The sequence below is a fragment of the Sphingomonas sp. J315 genome (genome assembly GCF_024666595.1).
GTDB lineage: Bacteria > Pseudomonadota > Alphaproteobacteria > Sphingomonadales > Sphingomonadaceae > Sphingomonas.
Genome location: NZ_CP088296.1, coordinates 3,473,682 through 3,489,180 on the forward strand (window position 1 = coordinate 3,473,682; position 15,499 = coordinate 3,489,180).

Here is a 15,499-nt window from a genome sequence, read left to right on the forward strand (position 1 = left end):
GCCCTCACAGCGCGCGCATCAGGTTTTCGAGATCGCGCTTCTCCTGCTCGGTGTACCCGATATTGTAGCGCCGCTCGTAATAGTCGATCACTCCTCGCAGATCCTTCGCGCTGCCGTTGGAGAAATAGGGCGCGCGCGCCGACAGCCCGCGCATCGTTTGCAGCGTGATCCGCCCGACATCCGCGCATTTGCCCGTGGTCAGCGCAAAGCCCGGATCGCTGGTCAGGATCGTTCGCCCATAATGCGGATGCGGCTTGCCGGTGCAGGTAATGCGGAACAGCGGAAGGTGCGGGGCGGGGTCGGCGAACGGCGCGTTGGTCGTCCCGAGATCGACCTGACCCGGCGCAACGTCCATGCCCATATACGACATGTTGTGACAGAAGACGCAGCTGTTCCGTACCGGATTGCCGAACCCGATCGGCGAGTTGATGCCCGCAGTGTCGGTGATGAGGAACGTCTTGTCGCGAAACACCCGCGCGCCCCTCGCGACGGACTCACGAAATTCGCGCACTTCGGGTGACAGCTTGGCCTTCTCCGCGGCGGACATTTTCTCCCACGCCTCGAACTCGCTCCATACGGGAATGCCGCCGTCGCTGCCCAGCCGCCCGGCCGCCGATATCTGCAACGTCTTCGTCCCGCCCATCGACCCGTCGCCGTCCAGCGGTCCGCCCCTCACGTCGATTTGCTGCGCAGCATAGATCCGCCGCTCGAAATCGAGGATGCGGGCGATGTCGCCCTTGTCGAGATTCTTCAGGAAGCCGAGATGCGCCCCCGCCGCGTCGCGCATCTGTGCCTCCAGCGTCGGCACGCGCCCATCGGCCATCAGGTTGCCGCTGACCGGCTTGCCTGTCTCCGGATCGACCGGCAGCGGCATCCCGGCCTTGGGATCATAGGCGAAACCCATCGCCTCGATATATTTGAAGTTCGCCACCGGGCGCGGACGGCGGAACACTGATACCATCCCCGCACCCTTGAGCCCGTATTTCGGGTCGAGATTGCAGGTCGACGGATCGCGCACCACCTCGATCGTGAAGTCCGGCTTCACATCCTTCGGCGGCCAGGGGCGGGCGATGCGGATCAGGCCATGGTCGATCAGCAACGAATGCGACGCGCGCTCGCCCTGAGGCAGGCTGGGGCAGTTGGACCCGTCGGAAGCGGCGAACAGCGGGTCCTTCGCGCCATGCCGCCCCCATTGCCGCGCCGCCGACGCCGCCGACAGGCTCATCGCGTCGGCAGGTTGGTGACAGGTGACGCACGCCCGCCCGTTCGGCCCGATCGCGGTGAAGAACGGGTGGTCCTTCGTCTCCATCGGCCCATTGTCGAGCAAGAGCCGGAGCGTGCCATGGGCGTTGCGATAATCGAGCTGCGCCGGGAATACGCGCCCCTCATTCGGATCCCACCACGGATCCCTCTCGCCCCCCTGCGCAAATGCGACCGCCGCGGCGAAGGCGGCGGTAGCTGCACCCAGGGCGAGTGCGCGGATCACGCCTTGCCCTCACGCGCATTGCCCAAGCGGCTCAGCGGCAGGATAAGCAACGCGCCGAGCAGCATCAGCCCTGACAGGACGAACACCGGCACCGTGATCTGGCCCGTGGTCGCGACGATCCAGCCGATCACCACCGGCATCACCGTGCTGCTGGCATTTCCGCACAGGTTGATCGTCGCGATGGCACCCGGATTGCGCGCGCCGACGAATTTGGTCGGGATCGTCCAGAACACCGACTGGGCCCCGCCAAGCCCGAACCCGCCGATCACCAGTGCCGCGAGCGCCAGCGGCCCGTTATGCGTGAACAGCGCCGCGACCCCGAATGCCGCCGCCGCGCCCAGCATCGGCCAGGCGAGGTGCCGGTAGCGTTCGCCACTCCGGTCCGAATGCCGCGCATTCCACACCATCCCGGCCCCGATCGCGACCCAGGGGAGGGCGGCAAGCACCCCCACCTCCAGCGGATCGCTCCGCCCCAGCGTCTTGATCGCAATCGGCAGCCAGAAGATGATCGCATTGGCGCCGGTGATCAGCACGAACCACACTCCGGCGGACACCCACAGGATCGGGTCCTTCAGCGCATCGCTCAGCTTCGCACTCGGTGCCCGCGCGTCCGCAACCTCGGCTGCGATCGTCGCTTCGATCTGCTCCCGCTCCCCGTCCGATAGCCAGCGCGCCTGCGCCGGGCGATCCACGAACCAGAAGATGGCGACAATCCCGGCGATCACCGTCGCCAGCCCCTCGATGAAGAACATCACCCGCCAGGACGCGATGCTGCCGGTATCCATCGCCATCAGCGCGCCGCACAGCGGACCGCCGAAGATCACCGAAATCGGGATCGCCAGCATCGTGCCGGCAATCGCCCGCGCGCGATATTGCTGCGGCAGCCACTGGCTGACATACCACACTACGCCCGGCGCAAACCCGCTCTCGAACAGCCCAAGCAGGAAGCGCAGCACATAGAAGTGCATCGGCGTCTGGATTGCCGCCATCGCGGTCGCGACGGTGCCCCAGCCGATCACGCTTCCCGCGATCCACCAGCGCGGCCCGATCCGCCGCAGCACCGCCGCACTCGGCAGCTGGAACAACAGATATCCGACGAAAAAGATGCCGACGCCAAAGCCATAGGCCTTGGGATCAAGCCCGAGGTCGGGATTCATCTCGATCGCGGCGAAACTGACGTTCACACGGTCGAGCGAACTCAATATGATGAGAAAGGTCAGCGGCGCGACGACGCGCGCCATCACCTTGCGATAGGTGGTCGGTTCCAAGCCTCTCTCCTTTGCGGAAAACGCTATGCGATAAAGCATTTTTGTGTCAACGAGATTGTCGACAATCGTTGAGGACGAGGATGATGACGCCGCGCTGGAACGGCCAGGAATATGACCCGCACGCGCATGAGGATTTCGACACGCCGCACCGCGTGTTCGCCGAACTGCGCGCCAAATGCCCGGTCGCGCACAGCGACGCGTTCGGCGGCTTCTGGATCGCGACGCGGCACGCCGATATCAAGGCGATCCTCGATGATCCCGCCGAGTTCACGACGACGGTCCGCAACGTCGTCCCCGGCGCGTCCGCCACTGGTCGCCGTCCGCCGCTGCATCTCGACCCGCCCGAGCACACGCCCTATCGCCGCGCGATCGACCGCGCGCTGGGCGCCTCGCGGCTCGCTGCGATCGAGCCGGTGATCGAACGCCATGTCGCAATGCTGCTCGACGCCTATATTGCGGCCGGCGGCGGCGATTTCGTGGAAGGCTTCGGCAGCCCGCTCCCGGCGTTGCTGTTCGCAGACTGGTTCCAGCTCAGCGAGGACCAGACCGATCTGCTGTGGCGCACAGCCAAGGATTTCGTAAAGGCGTGGGAGGCGTTCGATATCGAAACCGTGTCGCGGACCAGCGAGACGCTCTACGACCTCGCCCGCGACCTCATCGCCACCCGCCGCGCCGCGCCGCTCGACCCGGAGTTCGACCCGGTCAGCAGCCTGCTCGCCGCGACCGACGCCGACGGAAATCCGCTCCCGCACGAAATGCTGGTCGGCTGCGTCCGCCAGATCCTCGTCGTCGGCCTGGTCGCGCCGCCGGTGTTCCTCGGCAGCGTCGCGGTCCATCTCGCGCGCCATCCGGCGCTCGCCGACCAGCTCCGCGCCGCGCCAGACATGATCGACGCCGCGGTCGAGGAGTTCCTGCGCCTCTACACCCCCTATCGCGGCTTCGCGCGCACGACTCGCAACGGCATCCAGCTGGGCGGTCGCCGGATCGAGCCCGGTGAGCCGATCGCGCTCGCCTATGCCTCCGCCAATCGTGACGAAGCGGTGTTCGATGCTCCGGATGAATTCCGCCTCGACCGCGCCAATGTGCGCGACCATCTCGCCTTCGGACGCGGCCCGCATCGTTGCGCCGGCATGGCGATGGCGCGGATGGAGTTTCGCATCGCGCTGCGCGAACTCCTCGCCCGCACGCGTCGCATAGAACTGGCTGGCGAGGTGCGGATGAGCGGAATGCCCGAAGTCGGCCCGGTCTATGTCCCGCTCAAGGTGGCCTAGCGCAAAGAAAACCCCTCCGCCTTTCGGGGGAGGGGCAAAAGGTTCGGGGAGTCCCGCAAGGTTGGCCTCCCCACCTGGAGAGGCCGTCCAAGATCAAAAACTGAACCGCACCGTCGCGTAGATTTCACGCGGCGCCGCCGGGATCGCCACATATTCGCCGGTCGGCGGCAGCGTGCCCTTGTAATAGGCGTGATCGGTCTCGGTCAGGTTGGTGCCCTCGACCGACAGCTCGATACCGGGCAGGAAGCTCGGCTTGAACCCGATCCGCGCGCCCAGCAGCGTGTATGCATCCTGGAAGGACGTCGCATCGGCGGGGGTCAGGAACTGCGACCCCTTGTGGCTCAGATCGCCGCGCAGCGTCAGCTCGCCCGCACCGGTCTCGAAGCCGTATGAGATACCGGCGTTGATCGACCAGTCGGGGATCTGCGGCACGCGATCGCCCAGCCTGAACCCGCTCGAAATCGCCGATGCCGCCAGCGTGTCGAACCGTGCATCGACATAGCCGACGCCCAGATTGAGATCGAGCCCGCGAGTCGGCCGCGCCGCAATCTCCAGCTCGAACCCCTTGATGTCCGAACCGCCCGCGTTGCGTGTCGTCCGGATATTGGCGTTGGTGATCGGGTCGGTCGACTGCACCGTCAGCTGAATGTCGCGATATTCGGAATAGAAGCCCGCGACGTTGAACGTCAGCCGATTGTTGAACCAGCTCGTTTTCGCGCCCAGTTCATAGCTGGTGAGCTTTTCCGGGTCGTAGCGCGGCGTCGGGGTCGAAGCGACCGTGGACGCGCCGAAACCGCCCGATTTGAACCCCTTGGACCAGCTGGCATAGAGCAGCATGTCGGTGTTCGGCTTATACTCCAGCGCGACGCGCGGGGTGAAGCTTTCCCACTCCGCCACCGCGCTCGACAGCGGCACGACGACGCTGTTGTTCTGCGGCCGCATCACCGATGTCGCATATTCCTTGCGGTCCTTGTTGTACCGCGCGCCGACCGTCACGCCGAACTGGTCGGTCAGCTTCAGCGTCTCCTGGGTGAAGAGCGCATAGCTCGTCGCCTTCATGTAGAAGGTGGTGAAGGTGTTGCCGACATCTGCCGCCGTGGTCGGCTGGTTTGCGGCGATCAGCGCTTCATAGATACCCTCGAACGAGCGGGTGAAGACGGTGGAATCGCCTTCCTCGCGGAACGCATAGGCACCGATGAGGAAGTTGAGCTTGCCGTCCATTGCGGTGCCGCCCAGCTGCAGCTCCTGGCTCAGCTGGTCCTGGTTCATCGTCGTGCGCGATTGCTGGAGGGGGTAGGGGGTCTGGTCCCCGTCCACCTCGATCAGCGCGTCGATCGTCCGCCACGCGCTCACGGATTTGAGGTACACCGTGTCGCTCAGGTCGATGTTCAGCACCGCCGACAGTCCGCCGATATCGGCGTCGTCCTGCTGCGGCTGGAGCGAATAGACATTGTAGGGGTCGGGCGCTTCCCAGCGCGCGTCATAGATTGATCCGGTGGGCAGGCCCAGGCGCGGGTTCCAATAGGGCGCGGCGAACTGGTTGAACCGCGCGATCTTGGCGACGGTCGGTCCTGCGGGCACAAAATCGATCAGATAGCCCGAGGGCGGGTTCTGCCGCTGCCGCGTATAGTCGCCGGCGACCTTCAGCGTCACTGCATCGCCCAGCTGCGCCTTGATCGCGCCGCGAATGATGAAACGGTTCTCGCCGGCATAATGCAGCCCGTCGAGTATGCGCGTGCCATAGCCTTCGCTGGTCAGATAGGAGGCGGACAGCTTGAGGCCCAGCACGTCCTGAACCAGCGGTGTGTTGATCAGCGCCGAGACGTCGGCACGCTTGTAGCTGCCGGCGCGCGCCTTGACCACGCCGCTCGCCTCGCCCGACAGACGCGGCTCGGTGGTGATGACGTTGATCGCGCCGCCGATCGTGTTACGGCCATACAGCGTGCCCTGCGGCCCCTTCAGCACCTCGACCCGCTCGATATCTTCCAGGCTCAACAGGCCGCCCATCGACCGCGCGATATAGACGTCGTCGACATACAGGCCGATGCCGGGATCGGTCGGGAACTGGAAATCGCCGGTGCCGACGCCGCGGATATAGCCCGCGAACGCCGAACCGCCGCCCGCCGGACGGTTGGTCGGATGCAGCTCGAGATTGGGCGCGAAGTTGGAAACATCGCCCAGATTGTCGATTCCGCGCTCGACCAGCGACTCCGCGCTCAAGGCGGTGACCGACAGCGGCGCGTCCTGCAACCGCTCCTCGCGACGCTGCGCGGTGATGACGATCTCGCCGACCCCGACCTCATCCTCCTGCGCGGCAGGGGCGTCCTGCGACAGGGCAGGCGATGCGGTCAGCAGGGCGGCGATCGACGCTGTGGTGGCAAGCGCGACGGTCGGACGAAAGCGCATTTAGGATCCTCCCCAAGGCAAATGTCGGGGGTCGTTGCCCCCTTGTGATGCGATGGTTATGGAACAATACAAATATTGTCAACAATCTCGTCAGCAAACTGTTGAGGGGTGCCCAAGCCTCTCCGCGCTCAAGCCTCTCCCGCTTGCGGGAGGGTTGTGGAGGGTCTTCGTCCTCATCCTCTCCTTCGTGCTGCTCCCGTCCCCCGCCATCCTCCATCGTCACCCCGGCTCCCGTGCCGGGGTCCACCTTGAGGTGAGCGTGAACATGGAGGCTCGTGATGCGCGTGAGCCCGAGGAGACCCCGGCACAGGGCCGGAGTGACGTCAGGAGCAGGGGAGAGAACTCCGCCTACGTCCGCTCAATGCGGGAGCACATCCTCCATCTCGATCACGGCCGCGAGCGCATCCTCGACATGTTTCCGCATCAGTCGCTCGGCCTCCGGCGCGTCGCCGCGCACGATCGCGTCGGTGATCTGGCGGTGGTCGCTGTTCGCATCGTCGATGCGGTGCGGCTTGAAGAAGGCGGAGAAGAGCAGGCGGTAGAGCGGCAGCCGCAGCCGCTCGACAAAGCCCCGGACATAGTCGTTATCCGCACCGTCGAGGATCAGTGCATGCCACGCATCGTTCGCGCGCACGAATGCCGGGTGGTCGCCGGTATTCTCGACCGCGTTGAGCTGCTCCTGCAACCCCACCAGCTGCGCCTTGCGTTCGGGATCGTCGGCCAGCGCGAAGTCGTGCGCCGCCAGCCCTTCCAGCACCATGCGCGCGCGATAGATCTGGCGGATTTCATCGCGGCCGAAACGGCGAACCGATGCGCCGCGGAACTCCTCGATGACGATCAGCCCTTCGCTTTCCAGCCGTTGCAGCGCCTCGCGCACGCGGCTGCGCGTCGCGCCGGTTTCGCGAATGATGTCCGCTTCCACCAGCCGCTGGCCCTGCACCGCGCGCCCGGTACGGATGCGTTCGCGCAGCCAGGCGGCGACCTCGGCGGCGGAAAGGATGCGGTCGGGTTCGTCGGCCATGCCGCGACCCTCGCCGGGGCGCGGGGCGCCTGTCAACCGGCCGCGCCCTCGACCGGTGCCTTCCACCCGCGCATCGCGAGCAGCGCGCCCGCTGCAACGATCGAGCCAAGGCCCATCAGGATCGCCACCGTCGGCAGGCCATAACCGGCTGCGAACAGGAAACCGGCAAGGGCAGGGGCCAGCGCCGATCCGCCGCGCCCGACGCCGATGACGAAGCCGGTGGCGGTCGCACGGACCCCGGTCGGGAAGGACTGGGCGATCAGCGCGTACAGGCCGACGACACCGGCATTCGTGGCGAAGCCCGCTGCCGCTGCGACCATCGACAGCCCGGCCAGGTCGCTCTGCCCCTGGCCGAACAGGATGACGAGGCCCGTCGACAGCAGCATCGCGACAATGGTCAGCGCGAGCAGCCGGATCTTGCCGGTCAGCAGCCCCAGGATCAGCGATCCGGTCGCACCGCCGATGCTCGCCCAGACCAGCACGCCGGCGGCCTCGGGCGGCGGGAAGCCCATGTCGACGACGATCTTCGGGATCCATTTCAGGATGAAGTAGAAGGTCATGATGTGGGCGAGATAGGCGAGCGTCAGCAGGATCATCGGACGCATCAGCGCAGGCGAGAACAGGTTGACCAGCGGCGCCTTGCGCGTCGTCACCACGTCAGGATCGGGCAGGGCGTCGATCGGTGGGTGCCCCATCCGCGCCAGGTTGGCGTTGATCCGCTCCAGCGCGTTGGGCGGTCGCTTGTGCATCAGAAACGCGACCGACTCCGGCGCGCGCCACAGTACCAGAGGCACGAACAGGATCGAACAGACTGCGCCGAATACGAACACCGCGCGCCAGTCATACATCGACAACAGCACTGCGGAGATCGAGCCGCCGATGATCGTGCCCACCGGATAGCCCGCCGCCATCAGCACCACCGCGAGCGAGCGGTGCTTGGCGTTCGCTGCTTCCGCCACCGCCGCGTTGGTCGCCGCGAGCATGCCGCCGATGCCAAGGCCCGTCAGCACGCGCCAGAGCATCAGCGAATAGACGCCGTCCGCCGTTGCTGCACCGAGCATGCCCACGGTCATGATCGCGAGGCACGAAAGGATCGTCGCACGCCGACCGATACGATCGGCAATGCCGCCTAGGAACAGCGAACCGATCGCCATGCCGACCAGCTCCATCGACAGCACGATGCCGAGCTGCGCGCGGTCGATGCCCCAATCCTTGGCGATGCCGGGGGAGGCGAAGCTGATCGACAGCACGTCGAAGCCGTCGAGCGCGTTCAACCCGACCATCGTCGCGACCACGCCCCACTGGAACCGGGACATCGGTGCGCGGTCGATCACTGCACGCGGATCGGTAGCCATTTCCCCTCCATCGGCCGGTGTTCGGCCATTGTTATATCGGCAAACAAGTCAGCGATAGATGCGTGCGAGCAATTCCTCAAGCATTCCGAGTTCGGCCGCGCTGAACCGCGCCTTCACCCACGTCTCATGCTCCAGAATCGCCGCTTTGGCCCTCGCAAGCAATGCCGTGCCGTCGGCGGTCAGGCGGAACGCGATCCGTCGGCCATCGGTCCGCGACGGGCTACGCGATACCAGTCCGCGCTTTTCGAGACCATGGACCAGCGCCATCGTCGTCGCGCGATCCATGTCGAGCGCCTGTGCCAGATCGGCCTGTGCCAGATCGGGGTGATCCCCGGTCAGCCACAGCACCGACACCTGCTTCTGTGTCAGCCCCAGATCGGCGAAATGCTCGACGAAGTGCCGCTGCACCGCGCCATGCGCGCGCCGCAGCCTGAGGCCCAGAATATTGTCGAGTTCACCTCGCCCGATCGTCACGCGGTCTCCGCTTCCATCAGCTTGCGAATGATCGCGCGCGCGCGAACGCTGCCCTGATCCATCGAATAGCCGCGCAGCTTCATGTCGGGATTGGCCAGGATACTGCGCTGCTGGGCCTCCAGCACCTCGACATCCTCGTCGAACACCTGGCCCTGCTGCCCCTTCAGCCGCGCGGTAAAGCCGGCATCGTCGATGTCGAAATTGCGCGCCATGCCCCAGAAATAGTGAGTCGTTGTTTCGGTCTCCGGTGTCATGGCATCGACGACCACGCCGCGCACCCCCGAATCGTGGCTCTCGATCGTATCGCCCGCCTCGACCGGCGACACGCCGACATCGATCAGGACTGACGAGGGGGGAAGGAAGTGGCAGATCTGCCAGCGATTGACCAAGCCCGTCGATCGCAGCGCATCGCGCCAGAAGGGCGGCGGCTCGATCCCCGGCATCCAGCGGCGGACGAACACTTCCTCGCCCTTCACCACCGTCTCGATCGGCGCTTCGGTAATCTCATGCTGGCCGATCGACCCCTGATGGACCCAGGTCTCGTGGCTGAGGTCGAGCAGATTGTCGATCACCAGCCGGTAATCGCTCTTGATATGGTCGTATCCGCCGTCGAACGTCCATCCCGGCGCGCTGCACGGCCAGAAATCGGGCACGGTCGCCGGGTCGGCCTTGGCCGCATCGCCGATCCACACCCAGATGAAGCGATGCTTCTCGACCACGGGATACAATGTGGCGCAGACCGCCTTGGGCACGGTCTCGGACTTGATCGGCATTTCGGTCGCGCAGCCATCGGGACCGAGCAGCAGGCCGTGATAGCGACAGCGGATCGAATCGCCCTCCTTGAACCCCATCGACAGCGGCAGCAGCCGGTGCGGACAGGCGTCGCGCATCGCGACGACGCTGCGGTCGAGCTTGCGGTAGAGCATCACCGGCTCGCCACAGATGGTGCGGGCGATCGGGCTACTGTCTACCTCGGAATCCCATGCGGCGACGTACCAGCGATTGACGATCCAGGTCATTGCCTCGCTCCTCTCTCTGTCCTATCGGTCTATGCAGCATTTCGTATGTAACACTTACAAATAATGCAAGGAGATTTGAGGATGCCCACCCCCCGTTTCGCGCCGACCATGTCGGCAGCTTCCTGCGCCCCAAGGCGCTGATCGACGCCCGCGCCGCGTTCAAGGAGGGCAGCATCGATGCCGCCGCCTTGCGCGCGGTCGAGGATGAGGCGATTCGCGGCGTGGTGAAGTTCCAGGAGGATCTGGGGCTGGAAGGGATCACCGACGGCGAATTCCGTCGCACCTTCTTCCACACCGATTTCCTGCTTCAACTCGACGGTGTCGAGACCGCCGGCTTCACCCAGGTGAAGTTTCACCAGCATGGCGGCAAGGAGCTGGAATATGCCCCGCCGGTGATGAAGATCACGGGCAAGATCGGCCATGCCAGGGACATTCAGCGCGCCGACTATGAGTTCCTCGCCAGTTGCACCAGCCGGACGCCCAAGGTGACGATCCCGTCGCCGACCATGCTGCACTTCCGCGGCGGCCGCGACGCGATCGACGCTGCAGCATATCCCGACCTCGAGGACTTCTACGCCGACCTCGCCGCCGCCTATCGCGCTGAGATTGCGAGCCTCGCCGATGCCGGCTGCCGCTACCTCCAGCTCGACGACACCAACCTTGCCTATCTGTGCGACGAAACGCAGCGCGAAAATGCCCGCAAGCGCGGCATGGACCCCGATGAACTGCCGCGCCTCTATGCGCAGATCATCAACGAATCGATCCGCGACAAGCCCGAGGACATGATCGTCTGCGTCCACCTATGCCGCGGCAATTTCCGCTCGAGCTGGGCGGCCGAGGGCGGCTACGAGCCGGTCGCAGAGGTTCTGTTCAACGAACTGAATATCGACGGTTACTTCCTCGAGTATGACGATCCGCGCTCGGGCGATTTCGCCCCGCTGCGCCATGTGCCGAAGGGCAAGACGGTCGTGCTCGGCCTCGTCACCACCAAGCTCGGCGAACTGGAATCGAAGGACGACGTGAAGCGCCGCATCGACGAAGCCGCGCAGTTCGCCCCGCTCGACCAGCTGGCCCTGTCGCCGCAATGCGGCTTCTCCTCGACCGTCCACGGCAACGACATCGAGGTCGAACAGCAGGCGGCAAAGATGCGCCTGGTGATCGATGTGGCAAAGGACGTGTGGGGCTGACGACAAACAATCCTCCCCCGCAAGGGGGAGGTGGCGCCGCAGGCGACGGAGGGGGAGGACGGCTGCGTCCTCTCCCTTCATGCAGCAACCCTTCCGCCCCCTCCGTCAGCGCTCCGCGCTGCCACCTCCCCCTGGCGGGGGAGGATTAGCGCGCTTCTCGCCCACCCCACGCCCTTAACCCCAGCGCCAACAGCACCAGCACCCCGATCAGCGCCAGCTCGACCGCCGGATCCGGCGCGATCCGCACCGCCAGCGTCGAGATCAGCGCCGCGCCGCCCATCTGCATCGTCCCGAACAGGCTGGTCGCCGCGCTCGCCCGCTCGCGTTGCCGCTCGATCGCTTCGGCGAGCAGGGCAGGGCCAGTCAGCCCCGCGCCGAACGCGATCAGCGCCATCGCGACGAACAGCCCCGCCAGCGGTGCGCCGCTCGCCGCGACGATCAGCACGGCGACCGCGCCGCTACCCAGCACGAGCGTCCCGCCCGCCTTCAACCGCGTCGGCCAGCGCTTCAGGATCATCGGCACGCTCAGCGTCCCGCCGATGATCGCGCACGCGACGCCCGAATAGAACAGCCCCGCCTGCGCCGGCGTCGCCCCCGCCGCGTCGAGCACGAAGGGGGAGGCGGCAAGGAAGGTGTAGAACCCCCCCGCTGATCAACGCATTCGCCGTCGCTAGCGGCAGATACCCGCTCTCCCGCGCCACCCGCCAGTAATTGCCGATCAGGCGGTGCGGATGCAGCGGCGCGCGGTCGCCAGGCCGCGTCTCGGGCAGCATGCGCAATGCCAGCATGCCGCCGATCAGGGTCAGCCCTGCCAAGATCCAGAACAATGCCCGCCACCCGCCGATCCCGGTCACCACACCGCCCACCGCAGGGGCAAGCGCAGGTGAGATCAAGGTTACGCTGGTCAGGATCGCGAGCGGCGCGGCGGCCTTGCCCACGGGCGCGGTGTCGGTCGCCATCGCGCGCCCGGTGACCAATGACGATGACGCCCCGACCGACTGGATTGCGCGGCCGAACAGCATCGTGGCAAGATCGCCCGCCCCTGCGCAGACCAGCGTGCCGACCAGAAATACTACGATCCCGCCGAGCAGCACCGGACGCCGCCCGTGATGATCCGCCACCGGCGCCCACACCAGCTGACCGAGCGCCAGCCCGACCAGATAGACCGATATGACCAGCTGCCCGCCGGCTGCATTTGCGCCGATGCCCGCTGCCAGCAGGGGGAGGGCGGGAACGATGATCTGGATCGCCAGCGATCCCAGCGCGGTGATCGCGCCGAGCAGGATCAGGCGACCCGTCGCGGCGCTCAAATCTCTTCGGGCCAGTAAAGCCGCATCGGATTGTCGATCAGCAATTTGCGTTGGAGTTCGGCGGTCGGCGCGATGCGCGGCAGCACATCGACCAGCTGCCCGTCATCGGGGATGCGGTGTTCCATATTCGGGTGCGGCCAGTCGGTGCCCCACAGTACGCGATCGGGATAGCGCTCCACCACCGGGCGGATCACCTCGACGAAATCGTCGAACGGCGGCCCTTGGATCGACAGGCGCTCCGCCCCCGACACCTTGGTCCAGATGTTAGGATGGGTGTCGAGTAGCTGCTTGAACGCGGTGATATCCGCGCCATCGGGGCCCTGCGCGATATCGGGACGACCTAGATGATCGACGACGATGGTGGTCGGGATCGCCTCGAGGAACGGGACCAGCTCCTCGAGAATATCCGCCTCGAAATAGACGATGACGTGCCAGCCGAGCGGCGCGATCTTGCGCGCGATCTCCAGAAACTTGTCCTTGGGCGCATTGTCGACCAGCCGCTTCAGGAAGTTGAAGCGCACGCCACGAATGCCGCCCTCGTGCAGCGCCTTCAGCTCCTCGACCCCGATATCGGGGTCGACCACGGCCACCCCGCGCGCGAGGCCGCCGGACTTGGCGATTCCCGCCAGCGTCGCTGCGTTGTCGGTGCCGTGGCAGCTCGCCTGCACGATGATGTTGCGGCTGAGGCCCAGATGGTCGCGCAGCGCGAACAGCATTTCCGGCGTCGCGTCCTCGGGATGATATTTCGCTTTCGGGCTGAACGGGAATTCCGCCTCCGGTCCGAACACATGGACATGCGCATCGATCGCGCCGGGCGGTGGCGTCCAGCTCGGCTTTGACGGCGTATCGACCCAAGTCTTGCTGCGGCTCATGCGAAAATCTCTCCATCCATCAGCTTGCGCGCAGTGCGCAGCATCCCCGCCTCGACCGGCGTCCCATCTTCATCCAGTGTCACCACGCACTCGGTGACCCCGGTCGGATGCTCGACGCCCAGGGTCAGCGTCCGCCCCTCCGGCACCACCGCGAGCGCCGCCGCAGGTGACCCCTCGATCAGGCACGCCGTCGCCACGCTGACCGCGCCCAGCACCCCGATCGAGGCATGAACGCGGTGCGGAATCAGCGATCGCACGGCAATCGCGCCGCCGTCGCGGGGCGCCGCGACCAGCATCATCTTCGGCACCGATTTCGCGGCCACATCGCCCAGGTTCATCAGCGGCCCGGCCTTCAGCCTTATCGCCTCGACCTTCGCCTTCATCGCCTCATCGGCGTCGAGCGTGTCGCGGTCCTCGTACCCGGTGATTCCCATATCGCTGGCGGTGATCACCACGCACGGCATGCCATTGTCGATCAGCGTCACCTTGACGCCATCGATCTCGTCCACGCCATTGCCGGTAGGCAACAGTGCGCCGCAGCTCGACCCGGCAGTATCGCGAAAGGCAAGCGGAATGGGCGCGGCGGTCCCCGGCACGCCGCTGATGCTCGCATCGCCGTCGTAACGGACCACGCCGCCTGGCGTCTGGACCGTCGCCACCGCGACCTGTCCGGTATTTTCCATGAAGATCGCGACCCGCGTCTCGCCGTCCTGCGCCGCTACCAGCCCGCGCTCGATCGCGAACGGGCCGATGCCCGCGAGGATATTCCCGCAATTCTGCGCGTCCGTCACGATCGCCTGATCGACGAACACCTGCAGGAACAGGTAATCGACATCGACCCCGTCGCGCGCGGACTTGCGCACCACCGCGACCTTGCTCGTCAGCGGATCGGCGCCGCCCATGCCATCGATCTGGCGCGGATCGGGCGATCCCATCACCCGCAGGAGGAAGGCATCGCGCGCGGCGGTGTCGGCGGGCAGGTCGTCAGCGAGGAAATAGCCGCCCTTGGACGTCCCGCCCCGCATCCACATGCAGCGGACGCCCTCACTCATATTTCAAGCCCATCTCTGCCAGCCGCGGCCGCATGTCGTAGATGTCGAGTCCCAGCTCACCCGCTGCCAGCCGCACGCGCTTGGCCTCTTCGGCTGCCTCGCGCTTGCGCGCCGCCTCCAGCACGGTGGCGGCATCCGCACGCTTGACCACGCACACCCCGTCGTCATCGGCGACGATCACGTCGCCCGGCTCGATCGCGGCGCCCGCGCACACGATCGGCACATTGACCGACCCCAGCGTGTTCTTGACCGTCCCCTGCGCGAACACCGCCTTCGACCATACTGGAAAGCCCATCTGCGTCAGGTCGCGCACGTCGCGCACCCCGGCGTCGATCACCAGCCCCCGGCACCCCCGCGCCATCGCGCTGGTCGCCAGCAAATCGCCAAAATAGCCGTCGACGCATGGGGAAGTGGGAGCGAGGACGAGGATGTCGCCCTCCTTCAGCTGTTCGATCGCGACATGCACCATCCAGTTGTCGCCCGGCGGCGACGAGATGGTGACGGCGTTCCCCGCAATCCGCGCTCCGGAATAGATCGGGCGCATATAATGCGCGAGCAGCCCGATCCGCCCCTGCGCCTCATGCACCGTCGCGACGCCAGCGTGGCCAAGCCCCTCCACGATGTCCAATGGAGTGCGCTGGATATTCTGCACAACGCGTGCCGACATTGGACATCTCCCGAGGGAAAAAGCGAATGGAAGTAGGGGGCGGATGTAGCGTTTATCGGCGACATGTTCTCTATCTGAAATTCCGAGCCGCGATAAGATTTTCTGATATGT

At 66.0% G+C, this 15,499-nt stretch carries 14 protein-coding genes; 2 read left to right on the plus strand and 12 right to left on the minus strand.

Going from position 1 to position 15,499, the window contains the following annotated elements; genetic code table 11:
• Positions 1-4: 4 nt before the first annotated feature.
• Together LRS08_RS17650 and LRS08_RS17655 are read right to left on the minus strand one after the other, a co-directional pair.
• Positions 5-1,486: a hypothetical protein gene (locus LRS08_RS17650; protein ID WP_257845936.1), complete on the minus strand. Its 1,482-nt coding sequence runs from the start codon at positions 1,484-1,486 to the stop codon at positions 5-7.
• Positions 1,483-2,754, minus strand: a complete 1,272-nt coding sequence (locus LRS08_RS17655; protein ID WP_257845935.1) for an MFS transporter — start codon at positions 2,752-2,754, stop codon at positions 1,483-1,485. Before LRS08_RS17655 ends, LRS08_RS17650 begins: the two co-directional genes overlap by 4 nt.
• 80 nt (positions 2,755-2,834) lie before the next feature.
• Between LRS08_RS17655 and LRS08_RS17660 the strand changes: the two genes are divergently transcribed.
• Entirely contained in the window at positions 2,835-4,025 is a 1,191-nt protein-coding gene (locus tag LRS08_RS17660) for a cytochrome P450 (protein ID WP_260481061.1), read from the plus strand.
• A 93-nt stretch (positions 4,026-4,118) separates the two neighbouring features.
• Here LRS08_RS17660 and LRS08_RS17665 read toward each other — a convergent pair whose 3' ends face one another.
• The 5 genes from LRS08_RS17665 to LRS08_RS17685 all read right to left on the minus strand — a co-directional run bounded on the left by LRS08_RS17665 (position 4,119) and on the right by LRS08_RS17685 (position 10,300).
• Positions 4,119-6,431: a TonB-dependent receptor gene (locus LRS08_RS17665; protein WP_257845933.1), complete on the minus strand. Its 2,313-nt coding sequence runs from the start codon at positions 6,429-6,431 to the stop codon at positions 4,119-4,121.
• A gap of 358 nt (positions 6,432-6,789) precedes the next feature.
• The gene (locus tag LRS08_RS17670) at positions 6,790-7,452 is read right to left on the minus strand and encodes a GntR family transcriptional regulator (RefSeq protein WP_257845932.1); all 663 of its coding nucleotides are present in this window, start codon (positions 7,450-7,452) and stop codon (positions 6,790-6,792) included.
• A 32-nt stretch (positions 7,453-7,484) separates the two neighbouring features.
• Positions 7,485-8,807: an MFS transporter gene (locus LRS08_RS17675; RefSeq protein ID WP_257845931.1), complete on the minus strand. Its 1,323-nt coding sequence runs from the start codon at positions 8,805-8,807 to the stop codon at positions 7,485-7,487.
• Between the two features lie 48 nt (positions 8,808-8,855).
• The gene (locus LRS08_RS17680; RefSeq protein ID WP_257845930.1) at positions 8,856-9,281 is read right to left on the minus strand and encodes a MarR family winged helix-turn-helix transcriptional regulator; all 426 of its coding nucleotides are present in this window, start codon (positions 9,279-9,281) and stop codon (positions 8,856-8,858) included.
• Positions 9,278-10,300 carry an aromatic ring-hydroxylating dioxygenase subunit alpha gene (locus tag LRS08_RS17685; RefSeq protein ID WP_260481062.1) on the minus strand — a complete coding sequence of 341 codons (1,023 nt, stop codon included), beginning with the start codon at positions 10,298-10,300 and terminating at the stop codon, positions 9,278-9,280. The genes LRS08_RS17680 and LRS08_RS17685 overlap by 4 nt, the downstream gene beginning before the upstream one ends.
• On the opposite strand from LRS08_RS17685, the gene LRS08_RS17690 reads away from it, so the two are divergent.
• Positions 10,300-11,487, plus strand: coding sequence for a 5-methyltetrahydropteroyltriglutamate--homocysteine S-methyltransferase (locus tag LRS08_RS17690; protein WP_260481063.1), 1,188 nt, complete (start codon positions 10,300-10,302; stop codon positions 11,485-11,487). The two genes, LRS08_RS17685 and LRS08_RS17690, sit on opposite strands and share 1 nt — an antisense overlap.
• A 145-nt stretch (positions 11,488-11,632) precedes the next feature.
• Here the strand turns inward: LRS08_RS17690 and LRS08_RS17695 are convergent, their stop codons facing one another.
• The 5 genes from LRS08_RS17695 to ligK are packed head-to-tail and all read right to left on the minus strand — an operon-like array spanning position 11,633 to position 15,388.
• On the minus strand, positions 11,633-12,004 hold the full coding sequence (locus LRS08_RS17695; RefSeq protein ID WP_260481064.1) for a hypothetical protein: 372 nt from the start codon (positions 12,002-12,004) through the stop codon (positions 11,633-11,635).
• Entirely contained in the window at positions 11,946-12,797 is an 852-nt protein-coding gene (locus LRS08_RS17700; protein ID WP_260481065.1) for an MFS transporter, read from the minus strand. Before LRS08_RS17700 ends, LRS08_RS17695 begins: the two co-directional genes overlap by 59 nt.
• Positions 12,794-13,669: an amidohydrolase gene (locus LRS08_RS17705; RefSeq protein WP_257845924.1), complete on the minus strand. Its 876-nt coding sequence runs from the start codon at positions 13,667-13,669 to the stop codon at positions 12,794-12,796. The genes LRS08_RS17700 and LRS08_RS17705 overlap by 4 nt, the downstream gene beginning before the upstream one ends.
• Positions 13,666-14,721, minus strand: a complete 1,056-nt coding sequence (locus LRS08_RS17710; RefSeq protein ID WP_257845923.1) for a 4-oxalomesaconate tautomerase — start codon at positions 14,719-14,721, stop codon at positions 13,666-13,668. The genes LRS08_RS17705 and LRS08_RS17710 overlap by 4 nt, the downstream gene beginning before the upstream one ends.
• Positions 14,714-15,388 carry a 4-carboxy-4-hydroxy-2-oxoadipate aldolase/oxaloacetate decarboxylase gene (gene ligK / locus LRS08_RS17715; RefSeq protein ID WP_257845922.1) on the minus strand — a complete coding sequence of 225 codons (675 nt, stop codon included), beginning with the start codon at positions 15,386-15,388 and terminating at the stop codon, positions 14,714-14,716. Before ligK ends, LRS08_RS17710 begins: the two co-directional genes overlap by 8 nt.
• Positions 15,389-15,499: the final 111 nt, after the last annotated feature.